The organism is Dyadobacter sp. BHUBP1 (assembly GCF_050587785.1).
GTDB lineage: Bacteria > Bacteroidota > Bacteroidia > Cytophagales > Spirosomataceae > Dyadobacter.
This window is the reverse complement of sequence record NZ_JBOBIH010000002.1, coordinates 584333-604192: the sequence shown is the minus strand read 5'-3', so window position 1 is coordinate 604192 and position 19860 is coordinate 584333. Positions and strand designations below refer to the sequence as shown.

Sequence of the window (19860 nt, the reverse complement as noted above, 5' to 3'; positions counted from 1 at the left end):
AGGTCAAAGCGGGCACCAATATAGAAATTTTGTCCCAAATACCCCTCTCGATTGTCGTTTTAAGCAGTTGCTTCCCATCTCATTTTTCTTAAATTTTGAATGGTTATATTAACAATTATTTGCCACGAAGACACGAATGAGCACGAATGCGCTCGTATACCTTTCGTGGCAAGCTAAATCTGAATCCTTATGAGCAAAAGTAAATTTGAAACATCGCTGGAATCCGGAGTACATCACCAGTTGCAGGCGCTGACCGGCAGCTGGCAAGGGCTCACTAAAACCTGGTTTGAACCGAACGTCCTCGCCGACGAATCCGAAATGAAAGGAACCATTAAAGCCATCCTTGGTGGCAGTTTTCTACTGCATGAATATGAGGGCAGCATTAATGGCAAACCTTTCCAGGGCATCGCCATTTACGGTTTTGACATTCCCAACAGCAATGCACAGGCATTCTGGATTGACAGCTTTCACATGGGTACCGGCATGATGCTCTCCAACGGCACGCCTACCGGAAATGGCTTTTCGGTTTTGGGACAATACAGCGTCCCCGAATACCCCGCCCCCTGGAATTGGCGTACCGTTGCGGAGCTGCAAGACGCCGATACGTTGGTCATAACCGCTTATAACATCTCGCCGGAAGGGCAGGAAGACAAAGCGACAGAGACCGTTTACAAACGCGTGCGTTGATCATGCATTTGGGTCAGTTCATTCTGGATAAAGTTCTGTAATTGCTCATTACTGGGAAGATTCACGACATATTTGCTGACAAACAACTGCGTATCGCTGTCGGCTACTGCATATTCAACCAGTGCCCGGTTCTGATCCGTCACCAGTAATAATCCCACTGGCGGATTATCGTCCTGGGCCATTATTTCTTTCTTGTAGTAATTAATGTAAGTTTTAAGCTGCCCTATGTGTTCGTGCCTGACTTCATTGGTTTTCAGCTCAATTAAAACATGGCATTTCAAAATACGGTGGTAGAACACGAGATCGACAAAAAAGTATTCATCCCCGATGATGATCCGCTTCTGCTTGGCTTCAAAGCAAAAACCATGGCCCAGTTCAATCAGGAATGCTTCCAGGTTATCAACCAGGGCTTGTTCCAGATCGTTTTCGTAAACTACATCCTTGGCTTTTAAACCAAAAAACTCGAAAGTGAAGGGGGATTTGATAATATCGGTGATGCAGGGGCGCTCTGCGTGCTCCTCCACACTCCGAGCCAATGCTTCAGGATCGAGGCTAATACCAGAACGTTCGTAATAAAGGGTATTGATTTGCCTTTTCAGTTCGGCTACGCTCCAATTGCTTTTGATGCATTGTCGTTCGTAGAATGCCCGCTTTTCAGGCTCACGGAGGGGAAGCAGCAGGGTGAGGTGTGAGAATGACAGACGGGAATACTCCTAAGCGAAACGTTAAGCTGTGCCATTCCAATACTTCCCAATTGTGCAGACAGCGTCTGCATAATTTGAGGATAGGTCAAATAGAATTGCCTGAACAGTTTCAAATTTCTGCCACCGAGGCCGGCCATGTTTAATGCATCGGCCAAATCATCGACCAGCCGCTGGCCATACCGCGCGCGATCTTCGCCATTCTGTTCGAATTCCACAATGTGAAAGCCAATCAACCAGTTTCGAATGGTCAGGTACCTATTGATAGCCTTGGAAGCACTTTGTTGAAGGGTAAAATTGGTATCTTGAATCGTCGACACCAGCGAATCAAAGTTTGTCATGATTGATGAAGTTTTTATGAGAAGGCCAGAATATCTGACACTTTCCCTTACTCCACCAAATCCAATTCTCAAATGGTATGAATTTATTCTCAAGAGGCTTTCAAAGCGATCAGCGAGGCTGAGCTACCTTCGCATTTGAAAGCTTTGAGATGAACAAAAAAAGATGACCACCGGTCGAGCCAATGGTCATCTGAGAATTTTAAGCGACTGCGGCAGTCGGCACTGCCACAGTAGTGTTTGTTGCAATATCAGGTTGAAGCGTAATGGGTTCCGGCGTGTCCGGTACCGCGTCACCAACAACCGGTCCATTGTGCGACAGCTCACTACCTTCCTTCTTGGATTTGAAAATGGGCCACATAAACTGCGCGTACCATTCTTCCTCCTGGTAATGTTTAATGCCGTACGATGACGGGTATTTGCGGGTGATGATGCCGGTCCCGAAAATGATATCCCAGAGAAAGAACATATTACCGAAGTTTCCTTTGTAATAGCCTATCCCGTCGTCGGTCGTGTCGGCGTGGTGTGCATGGTGTGTGGCGGGCGTGGAAATCAGTCTTTCCAATACCCAGCCGATCGGTTTCAGCCATTTAATTTCATAGAAAGGCTTGTCCCAGGGAATGCTCGAATGCGCGCCGGTAGTAATGAACGATTTGATCACTTTCACAAATAAGGCGGCATAACCCAGGCCCAGGTAAGTCAACGCGATGGTGAGGTAGGTTTGGGAGAAAAACAGCGTGTAGATTACGTTCTGCCTGCTCGCCATGGCCATTCCCATGTAGTTGGCGGAATGATGCGTGCGATGGAAGCGCCACAACCAGGGCACCTGGTGGTGCAGGCGGTGGTACCAGTATTGCGTGAGGTCGTCGGCCACAGCGATGATCAGGAATGCCCACCAGAAGGGTACCCATTCGAATGCATTTTTCGCATCAGGCAAGACCAGCGGAAGGAATTTCAATCCGAAATAGGCAACAAACGGCCGGATAATCAGCTTAGGAACCACAAAGCAGACAATATCCAGAATCCGCTCGTTCTTGGTCCATTTGTTTTCATATAAGCCGGCCGCAAATTCGATCACGCCCAGCACGAGCACGATCACGGGCAACCCCCAGCTACTCAGGTTTTTGAAAACCGCCTCAACAAAAGCAGGCGCTTTGAAAGGAAACTGGTTGCTTCCTTCCCACGGCCGGTAATCGAAAATCTGGAAGCTGGCAAACATCAAAACGATGGGCGCGAGGTAAAGCACCACGCTGATCAGGCCGTCGCGGGTAATTTTCCGGGCCAATGCATTATCCACTTTCATGCGTGACTAAATTTTTATGGTGAAATGAGCGATCAGATAAAGAATTTCCACGCCAGCCAAATGCCTCCGGCGATCAGTACAAAGGGAATTAATGTAAGCAGTATGCCGACGGCGATCTTCCTCGCGAGCAGCACCACGTCTGAGAATGTGAACATATTGCAAGTAGTGTAGTAGTACCGGTCCAGTATAAACGCAGCAGATAATATGGGTGCGGAAATACCCCGGGACAGCACAGCCGGCAACTGAAATCGCCAACCACCGAAAATTTCAGATGATCAGCCATGACTGTCAGGCGGGATATTTCCGATAAATGTCAGGGATGGATCGCCGTTTCAACAACAGCAACCGGAATGAAAACAAAGCGTGAAGGTACACCCTACCACTTCCCTCAATGGGGCCTTACAAAGTAAATTAACCGCGCTCATATTATAAGATGCCTGCATTAATACTCAGCTCAGGGTGGTTCAGGAGCTTTGTTTTTTAATAGTATACTTATTTGATAGACAAAGTAAGTTTAATGTTTTTTAAAATGCAATAGCTTTGCCTAATTTTCTTGAAAAATAAAAAAATCCGTGGCGACAGTAACGCGCTGCCGGCCACGGATCAGACAGAAAAGGAGCCAGTAGCACCTTTCTGTACATCCTTATATAAACCAATTTATTTCAATTCGGTAAGCCACTGCTGCGCGAATGCACGGGCAGTATTGGTGGGCGTAGCGCCCATGCGGTAACAGAACTTCCATACATCGCTTTTACCTTCGTAGGCCGCATTCACAAACTTCTTACGACCGTTCATTTCTTTCGTCTGCGCCGCGAAATCCACACCTTTGCTTTGGTTCAGGAAATCTGTCAGCCGTGCAGTAAGTACCTTTTTCGGATCTTTCAGTTTCTCGTACTCGTCGGCATTGCTTTTCGCATTGCGCGCCAGCGTCTGCTCCGACTGCCTGATCTCGTCGGCGGCCAGGTACTCGGCATATTGCTTTTTAAATTCCTCCATATTGGTTTTCAAAAGCGGTTTGATCTTCTTGAAGAACGCAGCATTACGCTTCCCATCCTCGATCTGCTTCTTGAAATCCGCGCGCTGTTCGGCCGGAATACTGCTGAGCATGCTTTCCATACCCACAAATGTCTCTGCCGACTGGATCTGAATATCCACCACCGGCTCCATATCCTTCGCCTGCAACCCTTGTACACCTTTCAATCGGTTTGCCCTGATTTCTGCTTTGCGTTGTTCGCTCACGGTAGTTTCCAGTTTCGGGTATTTCTTCGAGATCGCGTCGGCGTAACGCTTCTGAAAATCCTCGGAATTGAAATAAGTCTTCACAAAAGCGCCAGCCTTCTTAATGGCCGTCGCCTGCGCCTCGGGTGCCAGCGAGCGGCACGCCGATTTCACCGAACTCCCCAAGTACGGCACACTTACCGACGGGGCCTGTAAAACGTTCCAGAGACGATTCTGAATATCCTTCTGGCTGATTCCGTATTCTTCAAACTCATCGCTGAAGGTGAAGTTCAGGAATGCAATGCAAAACGCATAGAGGAAAAAAGGGATGATTTTATTTTTCATGGCTGTAATTGTAATCAAGGGTAATCTGCATTGGTAATGCTTATTGCTTTGTCGCGATCATCTCAACTTCCTGTCCTTCGAATACCACGAAAATATTCAGTTTATCATCTTTCAGGTTCCCTACTTTCTCCGTGTTTTCGTAAATATCGATGCCTGTGCTGCCGGCATTTTTCAGGTTCAGGGTTCCAAGGTCTTCGTCCGGCTCGCGGTCGCCGTCGAGCGTTACTTTCATTTTTCCCGTCACTACTTCCGAAGAAAACTTGTCGAGCTGGATCGTAATGCTGGCCTTGCCTATTTCGAGCGGATAATCATCGCCGTCGACAGTCAGCTTGGTTACTTTATAAGTCCCTGCCACTTTTGAGCTTAGTTCCGGGGATACGTCTTTGTCCTTGTCTTCACAAGCGAACATCAATGTAGAGAGCAACAACAGAGCAAAAATGTTTTTCAAGAATGTAATTTTTTTCATGGCTGTATTGAATTTGAAATGGATAATGGATGAGATAATTTTCTGCCTTTCGACGTGACAAAGGTAGCCTGTCCGGAAGCCGCAGATCAATCCTATAAAAGCATGATTTTTCGAAAATCATATGTTTATAGGATATTATTAAAAGGTTTTATTTCAGACTTTTGCCACCGTAATTTTCCCATCCATTCTACTCTCCGGGTCCGATGAAATTATATTTGCGAACACTTTTTATATTCTTTTTATGCATCCCGGCGCTTGCTCAGAGCCCCGATCCCAATGCGATTCTGAAACGCATTCAGACCAGCAAGCAGGATACCAACCGCGTGCTCGCGTATATTGAGTACGGGCAGTATCTCGAAAACCAGAACCTCGATAGCGCCGCTAAATATTACCTGAAGGCGGATGCCCTCAGCGAACAATTGAACTATGATATCGGCCGGTTCAAGTTCCGATCGAACTACACCTATATTCTCAATTTGCAGGGAAAATTCGAGGAAGGGTTGAAATTGAACCGCGAGAGCCTTGAAATAGCGAAAAGGATGAAACACCAGGTGAATATTGGCAAGAGCTACGCCAATATCGCAGCCAGCTACACTTATATGGGCAATTTCACCGAAGCGATCAAATACTACCAGCAATCGGCCAGCCAGTTTGATAAATTGGGAATGAAGGAATTTCTGCCCCGGCTTTATATCAGTATCGGAACGGCTTTCGAGCATGCCAATCTTTTCAATAAGTCGGTGGTTTACAAGCAAAAAGCATTACAGCTCGCCCGGCCGATGAAGGACAGCCTGCAACTAACCGATATTCTGACCAATATCGGGGGTTGTTATTTCAACCTCAAAAAATACGATGAAGCCCTCGCCCATTTCAAAGAAGGACTGGTAGTTGCCGAAAAAATCCATTCCGATATCTTTATCACACAAGCTTACGCGGGACTTTGCCGCACCAATCGCCTGCTTAAAAATCTGGATGAAGCATGGATTTACGGGCAGAAAGGACTTGACCTCGCCCGTAAATCAGGAAATGTATTTCTGGAACTCGATTGCCTGAGAGCGCTGATGTTCCTCGCCGAGGATGCCAAAAAAATCGACCTGTCGGCCAAATACACCAAGGAAGCACTCACCATCGCGGAGGCCAATAATATGACCGACCATTTGGTGGAACTTTACGAAGATTACGCGACAGACCTCGCCCGCCAGAACAACTACAAAGGCGCATACGACTACCTGATGAAGTACTCGATCCTGAACGACTCCATTCAGGGAATCGATATTCAAAAACAATTGCAGGAGCTCGACACGAAGTACCTGACAGCACAGAAAGAGAACCAGATCGTAACGCTTGAAAAAGAGAAGCAAACACGCACCACGCTGATTTACGCCCTCATCGCCGGGCTTGTCGGATTGCTCATAATCGCAATATTGGTTTACAGGAACATTGCATTCCGCAGGCGCGTGGCCGAGCAGGAAGTACTGCAATTGCAGCAGGAAAAACAATTGGTAGCCACCAATTCTATTTTGAAAGGACAGGAAGAAGAACGCACCCGCGTAGCCCGCGACCTGCATGACGGTCTGGGCGGACTATTATCAGGCATCAAACTAACTCTGAACTCAGTGAAAGGAAATGTAATCCTGCCCGAAGAAAGCGCCATGACGTTTACAAGGGCTCTAACCCAATTGGACGGCGCAATCAGCGAAATGCGCCGCGTAGCCCATAGTATGATGCCCGAATCGCTTGTACGGTTCGGATTAATCGACGCGCTAAGCGACTTTTGCGAAGGCATCAGCGCCTCGGGCAGGTTGAAAGTACACATGCAGGCCTTCGGTTTCGACGATAAGCGCCTCGACTCACAGGTGGAAGTGGTCCTTTACCGGATCATCCAGGAGCTGCTCAACAACGTGCTCAAATACGCCGACGCCAGTGAAGCACAGGTACAACTTACCTGGGTCGAAAATCACGTGAGCGTAACTGTGGAGGACAATGGCAAAGGTTTTGACATTAAAAACCTCGAACAGAATAAAGGTGCCGGCCTTCGTAATGTGCAAGCCCGTGTGGATTACCTGAATGGTACGCTCGACATCCAGTCGAAACCGGGCGAAGGCACATCGGTACTGGTTGAAATTGTACTTTAATGACTGATATCAATGCCAGAAATGGCTTTAACCTAAATAAAAAAGAAATTATGAGTGTCAGAATCCTCATCGTGGATGATCATCCGCTGGTATTGGAAGGATTAAAATCGCTGCTCGCCGACTCGGAAGGGGTGCAGGTCGTCGGAACCGCGACCAACGCCATCGATGCCATCGCATTCCTGAAAAACAACGAAGTGGACATTGCATTTCTCGATATCAACCTGCCGGACATTAGCGGCATTGACCTTTGTAAAAAGGTAAAAGACCAGTTTCCGGAGGTAAAGACACTTGCATTGAGCACATTCAACGAGCGCGCCTACGTCTCGCGCATGATCCAGAACGGGGCATCGGGTTATCTGATCAAAAGCTCGGGGAAGGAGGATATCCTCGAAGCTGTCGCGCAGGTGCAGGCGGGCGGCTATTTTATGAATGTCCAGTTCGACCAGGTAACCCCCGCCACCGCACCTAAAACGGTGCCATTTCTAACCAGGCGCGAAAAAGAAGTGTTGCTACTGATTGCCGAAGGACTCACCAATCCACAAATCGCAGAGCAGCTGTTTATTAGCGTTACCACTGTGAACAGTCATCGGCAGAACCTTCTGATCAAATTTGAAGTTTCGAATACCGCTTCGCTGATCAAACTTGCCGCGGGGTTGGGGTTGATTTGAAAAGCCTTTTATTGCAAAGAAGCCCTGATCATCGTCATATGGTCAGGGCTTCTTTGGCTTAGTTAGTCGCCAAACTCCCGAACGGGAAAATGGCCGACGAAACATGCGCCCGGTTCATAATCTGACCGAGTTCTTTCGCCTTTTCGGGGAACTGCGGGGTCAGGTTGTTTTTTTCCTGCGGGTCTTTCGAAAGATCGTAGAGCTCTACCAGCGCGTCGGGATTGCCGGCTGCCTTTAAACGCACGGCCTTCCAGTTACCCTGCCGCACAGCTTGTCGGCCGCCCTGCTCGTGAAATTCCCAATAGAGGTAGTCATGTTTTTTCTGGGTAGGCTTGCCTTTCAATGCATCTGTGAATGAAATGCCGTCGATATTACGGGGTGCTGACGCATTAGCCAGCTCCGCAAAAGTGGGGAGTATGTCCCAGAATGCGCCGATGTAATCGCTTTTAGAACCGGGCTTGATAACAGCAGGCCAACGCGCGGCAAATGGCTCGCGGATGCCGCCTTCATACAAATCCCGTTTTACACCCCGAAACCCGGCGCCGCTGTTGAAAAAATTCGGATCGGCGCCGCCTTCGATATGCGGACCATTATCACTTGTGAAAATAATCAGCGTGTTTTTGTCAAGACCTTTCTCTTTCAACTTATTCACAACCTGCCCTACGTACAGATCCAGACGTGCCACCATCGCTGCAAAGGTAGCATGAGGGAATTCCTGCGACGCATATCCGCCACCGGTAGCACCCGGGCCATAGTCGGCCCCTTTGTATGGTTTTTCTTCAAATTTACCCTTATAATATCTGAACAGGCTATCATCCGGCACCATCAACTCCGCGTGTGGAAGTATATAAGGTAAAAACAAAAAGAAGGGCTGCTTGCCATCCTGAGCATCTACGAAGCTGAGCGCTTTTTTCTGGATCAGGTCAGGCGCGTATTCCTTATTATTGACCAGTCCTTTGTTTCCTTCCAGCAGGATTTTCTTGCTATTATCCCAAAGGTGCTCAGGATAGTAACGGTGTGCCAGGCTTTGGCAGTTGTAGCCATAAAAACGGTCGAAACCCTGCATATTCGGATCGCCTTCCGAGCCGACAGGCCCCAGGCCCCATTTCCCGAAAGCCGCCGTCACATATCCCGACTTTTTAAGAACTTCCGCAAGCGTTACAACAGAGTCGGCGATCGGTTGCTGTCCCTCGGGTTCAACACTTTTGTTCCCGCGTATATAAGTATGCCCTGTATGCTGGCCCGTCAGCAACGACGACCGCGAAGGCGCGCATACGGAGGTACCTGCGTAAAACTGGGTAAAAATCATCCCTTCCCTTGCGACACGGTCGATATTGGGTGTCTTGATAAGTTTTTGTCCATTGAAACCTACATCACCATAGCCAAGATCATCGGCCAGTATGAAAACGATATTCGGGCGCGCCGGTTTCGGCGACTGGGCTTGGGAATGGTGGCAAAAGAACGGTGTGGCAAGGAGGGAAACCAGAAAACGATACTTTTTCATTATAGAGTAGATTAATACACTTCAGAAAGACATTGCAACCCTTGGATTACTTGAATTCAACGTGGGTGACGCCTTTAAAATTGGGAAGAACAGCCTGTTTCGGCAATGGTAACCAGATTTGTAAATTGCGGTGTATCTTTGTTCCCGATACCCTACGACAGCCCGGACGACCGGCATGAATTGACAACCACCGAAAATTCCGGCAAGTCGAGCCTGGACTGTCTCTTAGGGTATCGGAAAGCAGATACGTACTGAATATTGCGAAGCAGAAGCTTGATATAATCTACTTGTTTGATAGACAAAGTAAGAATAAATACTTCGAACAAGCAAATGCTTCGGGAAACAATTTGTGTTTTTTTGACGGTTAATGTTCTCTGCTATTTGAGTAGCTTAACCGAATAGTGGTCAAACTTACTATCGTCGGTCAATAACCAAGAAGTCCTCCACCTGCGATTGCGCAATAAGTAACCGATCGAAGGGATCTTTGTGTATCAGGGGAAGCTCCTGATATGCACCCAAATGTGGGATTTTGATATCAACCAACTGCACTTCCGCCGGCACCAGGCGATCGATGGGGCTCGGGATTGTTAATTTCAATAAACCGGCTTTGATGGCGATTTCCCAAAGTGATCCAATGCTGAAAAAAAGCTCGTTTTGTTTATTTTCGATCAATTCTATTTGCGTTTGGCTCAGCCTTTCGTCATCAGTCAGAAACCAAAGAAGGATGTGAGTGTCAAGAAGTATTCTCATTCAAGTGCATTAAAATCCGTTAGTTCATCCGTAAAGTTGTCGGGAACGCGAGATATAATGCTTTTGCCTGAGCCTCTTTTCAATTCAAGTTTCGACGCATTCGGGGATTCCTGAAACAGGTGATAGGCCCATTCCAGCTTGTCTCTGAATTCTTTATCATGCAAGGCTTCCAATTGCTTTTTAAGCAATTCGTTTTCCCTTTTCAATGCGTCAAACTCTTTTTGAGAAATTACAGGAGTACCCATGGCTTGAATTACATGTTAAGTAAATTTAAGATAAGTACTCCTGAAATGCAATCCTTATTTACGAACGGTACGCCCTATCTCCCGAATGTTTTTACCCGTCTTTTGCTGCAAGTCGTCTCCCATATCGTCACGTGCCGCGTCGGCGATTTTTTCGAGTTCGGCTACGATTTCCGGGTTTTGTTCCAGTACATCGTAGCGCTCGCTTGGGTCGCGGGCGAGGTTGTAGAGCGCTTTCGGGAACTGATGATCCTCCGGCGCCGGACCCGGCTGACCGTTTTTGCCTGGCAATGAGCCTTCATAGGTGCGTCCCGGATGGGCGAAAACGAGCTTCCAATCGCCTTTACGGACAGCTTCGAGGCTGTTTTTACGATAATAGTAAAGGAAGCTTTCGCGCGGCGTCTGGCTTTCGTCCCCTTTGAGCAATGCGGTAAAATCGAGGCCGTCTATTTTCTCCTTCGGCAATTTTGCGCCGGTTAGCTTGGCAATGGTAGGCAGAATATCGAGCGTCGAGAGGAGTTTGTTGGAAACCCTGCCTGCGGGAATTACGCCCGGCCAGCGCATAATGCACGGCTCGCGTTGCCCGCCCTCGAAAGAGGTGCCTTTGCCTTCCCGGAAACCGCCCGCAGAACCAGCATGATCGCCATAGTTGAGCCAGGGGCCATTGTCGCTGGTGAAAATTACGAGAGTATTATTATCTAATCCCTGCGCTTTGAGCTCCTTCATGATCTCCCCTACCGACCAGTCGAGCTCCATCATCACATCCCCAAAAATACCTCGCTGACTTTTACCCCGGAACTTTGCCGAAGCAGCCAACGGCACGTGCGGTAGCGGATGTGGTACGTACAGGAAGAAAGGTTTGTTTTTGTTTCTTTTGATAAAGGAGATTGCCTTTTCGGTAATTACCGGCGTCAGTTCGCTGGCGTCTTCGAGGTTTTTAATCTCCTTCACCGGCTTGTTTCCGTCAATCCAGTGCAGTGGCGGATATTTCGCGCGTTCCTGCCATGGGTGCAGCGGCCACATGTCGTGCGAATAAGGCACACCATAATATTCGTCGAAGCCCTGCTGCAAAGGCAAAAACTCCTGATCGCTGCCCAAATGCCATTTACCGAAAATACCCGTCGCATACCCCTGCGCCTTCACGAGCTCGGCAATAGTTTCTTCTTTGGGATTGAGACCCACACCAGCATTGGGCCCGAACGCTCCTGAAATGCCCAGACGGTTGGGATAACAACCTGTAAGCAAAGCGGCACGGGACGCACTGCACACGGCCTGCGCGGCCATGAAGTTCGTGAAACGCGTCCCTTCTGTGGCCATTTTGTCGAGTTTGGGCGTTTTATAGCCCAATGCGCCATTGACAGACAGGTCGCCGTAACCGAGGTCGTCTATAAAAAAGAGAACGATGTTGGGTGTTTTCGCTGCCGGCTTTTCGGACTGGAAGGCCATCAAAAGGCACAGGCTCATTGATACCAGCAATAGAGAAAGTACTCTAAACATGTTTTTAAGGTGGTTTTAGGTAAAATGGCGCCAAGCTCTGGCTTGGCGTTAGTATTTGCAGGCCTCTGGCCGGAATTGCGTCTGCCAGCCGGAGGCTGAATAATAGTAGGCACCAAGCAGGAGCTTGGCACCATATTGCTCAAAAGTAATTACCAGTTCGGATTTTGTTGCAGGTTCGGATTCAAATCACGCTCTTTTTGCGGTATGGGCCAGAGATAATGTCTGCCCGCATCGAAAACCCGATCGGAGGATGCGGCTTGCACCGTAACCAGTTTACCCGTAGCATCCGGATAAGTGATGCCAAACACCGGCCCGTTCATCACCTGCTCGCCAATTTTCCAGCGGCGGATATCATACAACCGCTGACCTTCAAATGCCAGCTCCACTGTCCGCTCGCGGCGCACGATCTCCCGCAATGCCGCTTGCGTGGTAGCCGTTACCGAAGGTTGCTTCACGTCCGCACGGCCATTTCTAACCTGGTTAATCGCTGCCAATACAGTGGCATCGGTTTGACCCAATTCGATCTTCGCTTCGGCGTAAGTCAGCAATACTTCGGCGTAGCGCAACAAGATAATGTTGATACCGCTGTTCGTCGGGTTAGCGAAATCCTCGGTATTGATATACTTTTTAATATTAAAACCAGTCGTAGAGGCAATGTAGGTACTTCCGATCGCGTCCGCGGTGGTGCTCGTCGGGCGAGGCTGGAAAGTAATGCCGCTCGGCAATGCGTCGCCTTCAAGGAATACCGAGAATTTCAGACGAGGATCGCGATTGGCATAAGGCTTAGCCGGGTCATACCCACTCGAAGGATCGGTTATTTTCTTACCTTCGAGTGTTTCATAAGTATCCACCAAAGCCTTTGTCGGCACATAGGTACTCTGCGCATTCTTCTGGCTATATGGTGCGAGCAAGTTGAAGACGTTGTTTTGATACACGTCTTTCAAATACTGTTTATCCAAAAGCACTTCCTTGTTATTCTCCGCGGCATAACTGTATAGCTTTTCATAAGAATCATACAAACCATACACCCCGAGCTTGATCACCTGGTCGGCAGCATCGGCGGCCTTCTGGTAACGTCCCGCATACAGGTCCGCACGCGCGAGCAAGCCCAATGCGGCACCTTTGGTAAACCGACCTTTGTCGGCAGCGCCATAGGTAGTCGGCAGCAGCGCCGCAGCTTCGGTCAATTCTTTTTCTACAAAATTCCAGATTTCCTCCACCGGCGTGTTCACCAATGTGCGGCCCTCATCAATGCTGATCGAAGACGTCACCAGCGGCACCGGACCAAACAAACCGGCCAGTTTCAGATAGTGGTAGGCACGCAAGGCCTTCGCCTCGCCTTTCAGCTGATTGATCAATGCCGCATTGGTGCTCGGCACTTTATCGACATTTTCCAGAAAATAATTCACGCCACGAATGCCTCGGTAGACCCGTTTCCATTCGTCGTAAATCACCGAACTAGTCGCATCGTAACTCCCCGCTTCAATATACGCGGCCACGTTGAAGCTCTGGTTGGTATGCGCCAGATCGGTAATGCCATCTCAGGTGACGGCCGTGGTGCTGTCCAGGTCGGTATAAAGTGAGTTAACGGCTAGTTTGGCATCGTTTTCGGTTTTCCAGAATAAATCTTCGGAAAGACGGTCGTTAGGAACGGTTTCCAGCAGGCCGGAGTCACAGGAAGCAAGACCCAGCGTTAGCACGGCGATACCTGCGTAAATGGTATGTTTGAATGTATTTGTTTTCATAAAATCAATGCGGTCAGAATGAGAGGTTCAACCCAAATGTGTACAAGGCTGTCTGTGGGAAATACACCGCGCGGCCGGAGGGAACTTCGGGGTCGAGGTTCCATTCATTCAGTTTCGAGAACGTGAGCAAGTTCGTAGCCGATGTATAAACACGAATACGGCTCACGCGCAGTTTGCTCACGATTTCGCCCGGGATGTTATAGGCCAGCTGCACATTTTTGAGGCGCAAATAGGAGCCATCGATTACCAGACGATCGGAAGTAGCCACGTTGCGGAGGTCGAACTTCACCGGGCGCGGGAAGCGGGCACCCGTGTTTTCGGGTGTCCAGTAATCATTGGTATAAATCTCGTGGGTGAAACCTTCCTGGTTCCCCATTTCGGCCAATGCCCCCGCGAGACGCGCATCCACCTTCGCTGTGCCCTGGAAGAGAATACTCAGGTCGAAACCTTTGTAAGAGAAGTCGCCATTCAAACCGAATGTGTATTTCGGGAACGAGTTACCGATGGCCGTCATATCGTCGGCATTGATCTTCTTATCCCCGTTGCGATCGACATACTTCACGTCGCCGGGCTTGGTATTAGCCGCATAGGTGGCCTTATACTCGGTAATTTCCTGCTGGGTCTGGAACAAACCGTCGGTCTGGTAGCCCCATAGCGTGTTGATAGGCAACCCTTTGGCAATAATATAACGAGGGTCGATATCCGAACCGGTGATATACGGGCCGGTACCTTTCAGGTCCACCACTTTATTTTCATTAATACTCAAATTCCCGCCGAGCGTGTAACGGAAGCCGGAAGCATTGGCTGCACCACGGTAATTCAAACTGAACTCCCAACCTTTGTTTTCTACGGATCCTGCATTCTGCGGCGGCGCTTTCAAACCGATCGTCGCAGGGATATCGAGGTTCAGGAGAATGTCGTCGGTCAGCTTGCGGTAATAATCTGCGGTGAATGTCAACCGTTTGTGCAGGAATGTCGCGTCGATACCCAGGTCAAGTTGGGTGGTCGATTCCCAGCCCAGGTTGGTATTGGCCAGGGTCGTAGGGCGGTAGCCTTGCACGGGCGTACCTCCGAAGCTGTACCCGAGGGCGGTCAATGCGGAGTAGTAGCTGTACAAATCCACCGACTGGTTTCCGGTAATCCCCCACGAGCCGCGCAGTTTCAGGTCATTGACAGTCTTTTCCAATCCCTGCCAGAAATTCTCCTTCGAAATGCGCCATCCCGCCGAGAATGAAGGGAAAAAGCTGTATTGTTTGGGACCTGTGAATTTGGAAGAACCATCATAGCGGCCGTTCGCTTCAAAGAGGTATTTCTCTTTATAATCGTAATTCACACGACCAAAATAAGAGCGCAGGCCATACTCGGCATCATTACCTGCATTGCTTTTGGTACCATCGTTCGCACCCTGACCAATCGACCCGATATCATTGTTATAGAACCGCTCGCGATAGGCGGAAAGGAAAGTCTGCGTATTCCCGATTTGCGAGTAACCCACCAATGCCTTTAAGCCATGATTGCCAAAACTCTTTTCATAAGTCAGCAAGTTGTTGATCGTGTATTCCCGTAACGTATTGCGGACTTCGGTAAGCGAGTTGATCGCCACCGTTTTCGTGATGTTGGTGTTCTTATCGGTATTGGTATAGGCGTTGGTGTAGTTCTTCTGATTCGTGAATGTCCCCCGGCCTGCGATTTGCGTGGAGAATGTCAGCCCCTCCGCAATATCAAATTCCGCCTTGACATAACCCGCCAGGTAATCGGTCACCTGCCGCGACTGCCCGCCTATTTCATTGAACATCAATGGGTTGTTACCCTGCGTGCTCAATCCGTACGTCCCATCCGCATATTTAGGTACCGCCCACAATGTACCTTGGAAGAAGTTGTTCAACGGCTGCGGGTTGTTACCCGTGTTGTTCACGGTCGGGTTCAATGCGCGGGCGTAACGGTAGTTGATGTCTCCGCTCACGCGTAAACGTTTCGAAACCGTGTAATCGGTATTGAGGCGGAACTCTCCTATTTTATTGGAATAACCCGCAATGACACCCTGCTGGTCCTGGAAACGGGCGCTCAAGCGTGTACGGATCACATCCGTGCCGCCCGCTACCGAAATGGTATGGTTCTGCTGGGGAGCCGAGCGGAGCATGGTTTCAAACCAGGTGTTGGGCATCGGGTACTTCTCACGGTCGGTCGCATTTACATATGCCTGGATCGACTCCTCCGTAAAACGCGCCGGCACCGGCAGGCCCGCATTCGTGTAGGCGGCTACCTGCTCGCGCATGTAAGCCTCGATCCCCATCATTTTGGGCACATTATTCGACTTCTGAATGGCGTAGTAACCATTGTAATCCACTTGCACTTTGCCTCCTTTGGCACGTTTGGTGGTAACGAGGATAACCCCGTTTGTCGCGCGGGAGCCGTAAATGGCGGTTGAGGAAGCATCTTTCAAAACCGAAACCGACTCGATATCGTCCGGGTTAATATCGCTCAAACGCTGCTCAATACCATCCACGATCACGAGCGCATCGTTTTTACCCAAATCATACCCGCTGGTGCTGCTGCCATTGATATTAAAAGTAGTAATACCCCGAACGCGGATGTTGGTATTCGACTTACCCGGCGAACCGCCCTGGTCGAGCACGGTTACGCCCGGCATAAGGCCCTGCATCGACTGCTGGATATTCGATACCGGCCGTTTGGTAATGGCTTCGCCACTGATCTGCGACACGGAATTGGTCATGCTGTTGCGCTTTTGCGTACCGTAACCGACCACCACCACTTCTTCCAGCTGCTTTGTATCCGCAGCCAGTTTGATATCGATCGTGGCCCGGCCATTCACAGGCACTTCCTGGGTAACGTACCCGATTCCGGAGAAAACGAGGGTGCCATTCGATGGCGCATTGATCTCGAACTTGCCATCGGCGTCGGTCGATGTGCCGGTAAGCGTGTTTTTAACCACAATGTTGACGCCTGGCAGCGAACCGTTGTCGGTTGCGGACGTCACGGTGCCCTTCACGGTGACGTTCTGGGCTAAGGCGCTGAGGCCGAAGAGCGACAAGGCCACAAGTAACCGGCCTCTGTTCAAAAGAGCATTTCTGGATAGATTTTGGAACATAGTAATTAGTAAAAATGGGGCTGGATTCTGGTAATCAGGAGATTCAACTACGTCGAGATTCTTGACAGCCGACCGCCGATTGCTACTGGCCTTCGGCTGACAATGGACGATAAGCCATAAACCTGTTTTTTGAAACAGAGCTGTCGGTCCGTCGGGCTGGCGCGAATCGCCGGTAAGTAAAAGAAGAACGTTTAAACAAAACTGTTGCCGGTTAACAACAACAGCAGAATGGGGATGATCGGAAAAGGTTCATGCGGCAGTTTGGGTTGGTGGTTATCAGTGGGTGGTCAATAAACTATAAATCCTATTAAATTGATAGGCAAAGTAAAATACAGAAATTTCAACAAGCAACCGGAGTTTAGTTATTCTTAACAAATAAACCCAGTTTTAACATATACTTATATTTTTCGTATAAAAAATCCAAATAAAGGTCTATCATCTGCCGTAGATCGTGTGCAGATATTGCTTTTGAAGCGTTGAAAAGTATAGCACACCTCCGATAAGTACTGCCCAAATTAAGAACAACAGCGTGGGATGCGGGAAATAATGGTAGGCTGTGACAAAAATCAATGCACCGCGCGCGAACTCGAGGTAGAATACCCAACGACGCTGTTCGAGGATGGCACCGCAGTTGATGAGCGTCACAAATATCACCAGCGCGACCATTACTTGCAGGAATGTTTCTTCCTGATGCTCGAAAAGGAGCAGGAAGAACAGCGTGATGGCCGTCACCGTAAATTGTACCAGCACGTACCGCCGGAACTTCTGCGAGCGTACCCGCACTTTGTTTTTGGATAAAAACCGTCTTTCCACGATCCGTCGCACGGCCGGGTCGAAGTCCTCGGGACTGCCGAAAATAACTTTCAGTTTTGCCCGAATGCCCTTTTGCTGCTGCGCCGAGTACCAGATCTCCACCAGGAAATGGAAATGCTGCCAGAGGAAACTGTAACTGTCGAGCTGCTTGGTAAGACCGAAAACGGGCTGCTCCCTTTCCTCGGCGAATGTGCCGAAAAGCTTGTCCCAGATGATAAACATATCCCCGAAATTCTTGTCGAGGTAAGCCTCGTTGCTCGCATGATGCACACGGTGGTGCGAAGGCGTTACCAATATATATTCGAGAATGCCCAGCTTACCGATCACCTGCGTATGCGTGAAAAACGGATAGAGACCGTGCACGATGAGCATCGTCGTGATCATCGGGGCCGGGAAGCCGATCAGCGGCAACACCGACCAGAAAGCCGTCCTTACCGCCGCCTGGAAGATCGTGATGCGCGTTCCGGCTGTGTAGTTGAATTCTTCGCTCGTATGGTGCACCACATGAAATCCCCAGAAGAGGTTGATTTTATGTCCGGCACGATGGTACCAATACCATATAAAGTCGGTCGCGAGCAGCAATGCGATCCACACCAGTAGCGTCGGCCGGATCTCGAACAGCCCGTAATTTTTTTGGAGATAGTCGTAAAAAAAGAAGAACGATCCGGCCGTAAACATATCGATCAGCCGCTCGGCCACCCCCACATTCATATTGGCGATAGAGCTGTTGAAATTGAACAATTGCCGTCCCAGGCGCTTTGAAACCCAGTATTCTAGCCCAATCAGCAAGAGGAACAATGGAACGGCCAATGCCATGTAGTTCAGCGCCATAACCGATTCTTTTACTATATTTAATTAATAGATTATATATACAAATATTAAATGCGGGATTGTATTTGCCAAAAATTTGAGGGAAAACCATTAAATAAAATCTAAAACCCTTTTATTCGTGATTTTACAGCGCAGGTATATCAGCTTGCGGGACTAACCACTGATACCAAACCTCCCTTTTCCGGATGGAAAAAGAAAATACCTACTACGGCGTGAAAGAAATCGCCCGCCGTGCCAACGTCTCCATCGCGACGGTCGACCGCGTATTGCACAACCGCTCCGGCGTTTCGGAAAAGACCAAGAGGAAGATCAACGACATCATCAAGGAGCTGGATTACCAGCCAAATATCCTCGCCAGCCGCCTCGCTTCGAAGAAAATCATTTCGCTGGCCGTGCTCATTCCGCGCGTTTCGGAGGAAACCGATTTCTGGGAAGCGCCCATGAAAGGCATTTCCCGCGCTGATTCCGAAATCAAAAAGTACGGCGTGCAGGTTACCACGTTTTACTTCGACCTGAACGATCCCGCGACATTCAACGAACAGGCCGCAGCTATTCTCGACGGTCATTTCAAGGGCGTATTACTGGCCCCATCGTTCATTGAGGAATCCCGAAAGTTCGTCCGTGCGTGCCGGGAGAAAAAAGTGCCGTTTGTGTTCATCGACTCCGACGTGCCCGACGAGGATAACCTTTGTTACATCGGCCCGCATTTGTTCCAGAGCGGCTATGTAGGCGCTAAACTTTCGACTTACCGACTGAAAGAAAAGCACAAAGTAGCTGTGGTGAATATTTCCAAGGAGACCGATAGCTATAATTATCTGCAAATCGAAGAGGGTTTCCGCAGCTATTTCAAGGACCGCAACCTGCCCATCGAGATCGTCCGGATCGATATTAAGGATACCGACAGCCTGTCCGTCACCCGTGACCTCACGCGCGCATTGCATGAGCATGACGACATTGAAGCCATTTTCGTGACCAATTCCCGCGTTTTCTCCGTCGCCGCATTCCTGGAAAAGAACAAGCGTTCCGACATTTCGCTGATTGGTTATGACTATTTAAAAGAAAACATCGACTACCTGAACAAGGAGCTCATCGATTTCCTCATCTGCCACAAACCCGAAGAGCAAGGTTACCGGGGCCTCATGGCGCTTTACCAGACGCTCGTGCTCGGCGCGCCGGTGGAAAAGACGCATTTCATGCCGATCGATATTGTAACGAAGGAGAATCAGGCATTTTATCAGAACTAATGGTGCGAATAGTCCGTGCGAAGGTGGACCTTCGCACGGACTATTCGCAGGCCTCCGGCCGGTCAATATCGCGAAAAAGATATAGCATTTCAGCGGTCCCGTACAGCAAAAACGATATTGCATGCCCGACCGGCCGGAGGCCTGCAAACCGTGGGTAGAAATCTTCAGATTTGCACCAGCGTCCTCGGCACAATAAATGTTGCATTGACACCCAACAGCAACATTTAATGACCAGAATTAGCATCCGAACAAAATTTCCTGTAA

18 protein-coding genes are annotated in these 19860 nt (G+C 49.1%); 5 read left to right on the top strand and 13 right to left on the bottom strand.

Going from position 1 to position 19860, the window contains the following annotated elements:
- The first annotated feature begins 189 nt into the window (after positions 1-189).
- Positions 190-687, top strand: coding sequence for a DUF1579 domain-containing protein (locus ACQ4MZ_RS09320; RefSeq protein WP_430844495.1), 498 nt, complete (start codon positions 190-192; stop codon positions 685-687).
- Here ACQ4MZ_RS09320 and ACQ4MZ_RS09315 read toward each other — a convergent pair.
- The 3 genes from ACQ4MZ_RS09315 to ACQ4MZ_RS09305 all read right to left on the bottom strand — a co-directional run bounded on the left by ACQ4MZ_RS09315 (position 669) and on the right by ACQ4MZ_RS09305 (position 3029).
- The gene (locus ACQ4MZ_RS09315) at positions 669-1364 is read right to left on the bottom strand and encodes a PDDEXK nuclease domain-containing protein (RefSeq protein WP_430845352.1); all 696 of its coding nucleotides are present in this window, start codon (positions 1362-1364) and stop codon (positions 669-671) included. The two genes, ACQ4MZ_RS09320 and ACQ4MZ_RS09315, sit on opposite strands and share 19 nt — an antisense overlap.
- Entirely contained in the window at positions 1292-1729 is a 438-nt protein-coding gene (locus ACQ4MZ_RS09310; protein WP_430844494.1) for a DUF1016 N-terminal domain-containing protein, read from the bottom strand. Before ACQ4MZ_RS09310 ends, ACQ4MZ_RS09315 begins: the two co-directional genes overlap by 73 nt.
- A 199-nt stretch (positions 1730-1928) precedes the next feature.
- Positions 1929-3029: a sterol desaturase family protein gene (locus ACQ4MZ_RS09305; RefSeq protein WP_430844492.1), complete on the bottom strand. Its 1101-nt coding sequence runs from the start codon at positions 3027-3029 to the stop codon at positions 1929-1931.
- Between the two features lie 24 nt (positions 3030-3053).
- Here ACQ4MZ_RS09305 and ACQ4MZ_RS09300 point away from each other — a divergent pair, with 24 nt between their 5' ends.
- Positions 3054-3200, top strand: coding sequence for a hypothetical protein (locus ACQ4MZ_RS09300; RefSeq protein WP_430844491.1), 147 nt, complete (start codon positions 3054-3056; stop codon positions 3198-3200).
- Between the two features lie 486 nt (positions 3201-3686).
- Here the strand turns inward: ACQ4MZ_RS09300 and ACQ4MZ_RS09295 are convergent, their stop codons facing one another.
- Together ACQ4MZ_RS09295 and ACQ4MZ_RS09290 are read right to left on the bottom strand one after the other, a co-directional pair.
- Complete coding sequence (locus ACQ4MZ_RS09295) at positions 3687-4592, bottom strand: hypothetical protein (protein WP_430844489.1); 906 nt, start codon at positions 4590-4592, stop codon at positions 3687-3689.
- A 40-nt stretch (positions 4593-4632) separates the two neighbouring features.
- Positions 4633-5058, bottom strand: a complete 426-nt coding sequence (locus ACQ4MZ_RS09290) for a hypothetical protein (RefSeq protein ID WP_430844487.1) — start codon at positions 5056-5058, stop codon at positions 4633-4635.
- Positions 5059-5261: 203 nt separating this feature from the next.
- Here ACQ4MZ_RS09290 and ACQ4MZ_RS09285 point away from each other — a divergent pair, with 203 nt between their 5' ends.
- A complete protein-coding gene (locus ACQ4MZ_RS09285) occupies positions 5262-7193 on the top strand; it encodes a tetratricopeptide repeat-containing sensor histidine kinase (protein WP_430844485.1) in 1932 nt (643 codons plus the stop codon).
- A gap of 50 nt (positions 7194-7243) precedes the next feature.
- A complete protein-coding gene (locus tag ACQ4MZ_RS09280; protein ID WP_430844483.1) occupies positions 7244-7861 on the top strand; it encodes a response regulator in 618 nt (205 codons plus the stop codon).
- A 58-nt stretch (positions 7862-7919) separates the two neighbouring features.
- Here ACQ4MZ_RS09280 and ACQ4MZ_RS09275 read toward each other — a convergent pair whose 3' ends face one another.
- The 8 genes from ACQ4MZ_RS09275 to ACQ4MZ_RS09240 all read right to left on the bottom strand — a co-directional run bounded on the left by ACQ4MZ_RS09275 (position 7920) and on the right by ACQ4MZ_RS09240 (position 18352).
- The gene (locus ACQ4MZ_RS09275) at positions 7920-9365 is read right to left on the bottom strand and encodes an arylsulfatase (RefSeq protein WP_430844482.1); all 1446 of its coding nucleotides are present in this window, start codon (positions 9363-9365) and stop codon (positions 7920-7922) included.
- A gap of 414 nt (positions 9366-9779) precedes the next feature.
- Positions 9780-10115, bottom strand: coding sequence for a type II toxin-antitoxin system VapC family toxin (locus ACQ4MZ_RS09270; RefSeq protein ID WP_430844481.1), 336 nt, complete (start codon positions 10113-10115; stop codon positions 9780-9782).
- Positions 10112-10360: a hypothetical protein gene (locus ACQ4MZ_RS09265; RefSeq protein ID WP_430844479.1), complete on the bottom strand. Its 249-nt coding sequence runs from the start codon at positions 10358-10360 to the stop codon at positions 10112-10114. Before ACQ4MZ_RS09265 ends, ACQ4MZ_RS09270 begins: the two co-directional genes overlap by 4 nt.
- Before the next feature lie 54 nt (positions 10361-10414).
- Complete coding sequence (locus tag ACQ4MZ_RS09260) at positions 10415-11803, bottom strand: sulfatase family protein (protein ID WP_430845351.1); 1389 nt, start codon at positions 11801-11803, stop codon at positions 10415-10417.
- Between the two features lie 200 nt (positions 11804-12003).
- On the bottom strand, positions 12004-13353 hold the full coding sequence (locus ACQ4MZ_RS09255) for a RagB/SusD family nutrient uptake outer membrane protein (protein ID WP_430844477.1): 1350 nt from the start codon (positions 13351-13353) through the stop codon (positions 12004-12006).
- Between the two features lie 42 nt (positions 13354-13395).
- Positions 13396-13599 carry a hypothetical protein gene (locus ACQ4MZ_RS09250; RefSeq protein WP_430844475.1) on the bottom strand — a complete coding sequence of 68 codons (204 nt, stop codon included), beginning with the start codon at positions 13597-13599 and terminating at the stop codon, positions 13396-13398.
- Positions 13600-13612: 13 nt separating this feature from the next.
- On the bottom strand, positions 13613-16708 hold the full coding sequence (locus ACQ4MZ_RS09245; RefSeq protein ID WP_430844474.1) for a SusC/RagA family TonB-linked outer membrane protein: 3096 nt from the start codon (positions 16706-16708) through the stop codon (positions 13613-13615).
- 435 nt (positions 16709-17143) lie between these two features.
- The gene (locus ACQ4MZ_RS09240; RefSeq protein WP_430844472.1) at positions 17144-18352 is read right to left on the bottom strand and encodes a sterol desaturase family protein; all 1209 of its coding nucleotides are present in this window, start codon (positions 18350-18352) and stop codon (positions 17144-17146) included.
- A 185-nt stretch (positions 18353-18537) separates the two neighbouring features.
- Between ACQ4MZ_RS09240 and ACQ4MZ_RS09235 the strand changes: the two genes are divergently transcribed.
- The gene (locus ACQ4MZ_RS09235; protein ID WP_430844471.1) at positions 18538-19596 is read left to right on the top strand and encodes a LacI family DNA-binding transcriptional regulator; all 1059 of its coding nucleotides are present in this window, start codon (positions 18538-18540) and stop codon (positions 19594-19596) included.
- The last annotated feature ends 264 nt before the right edge of the window (positions 19597-19860 follow it).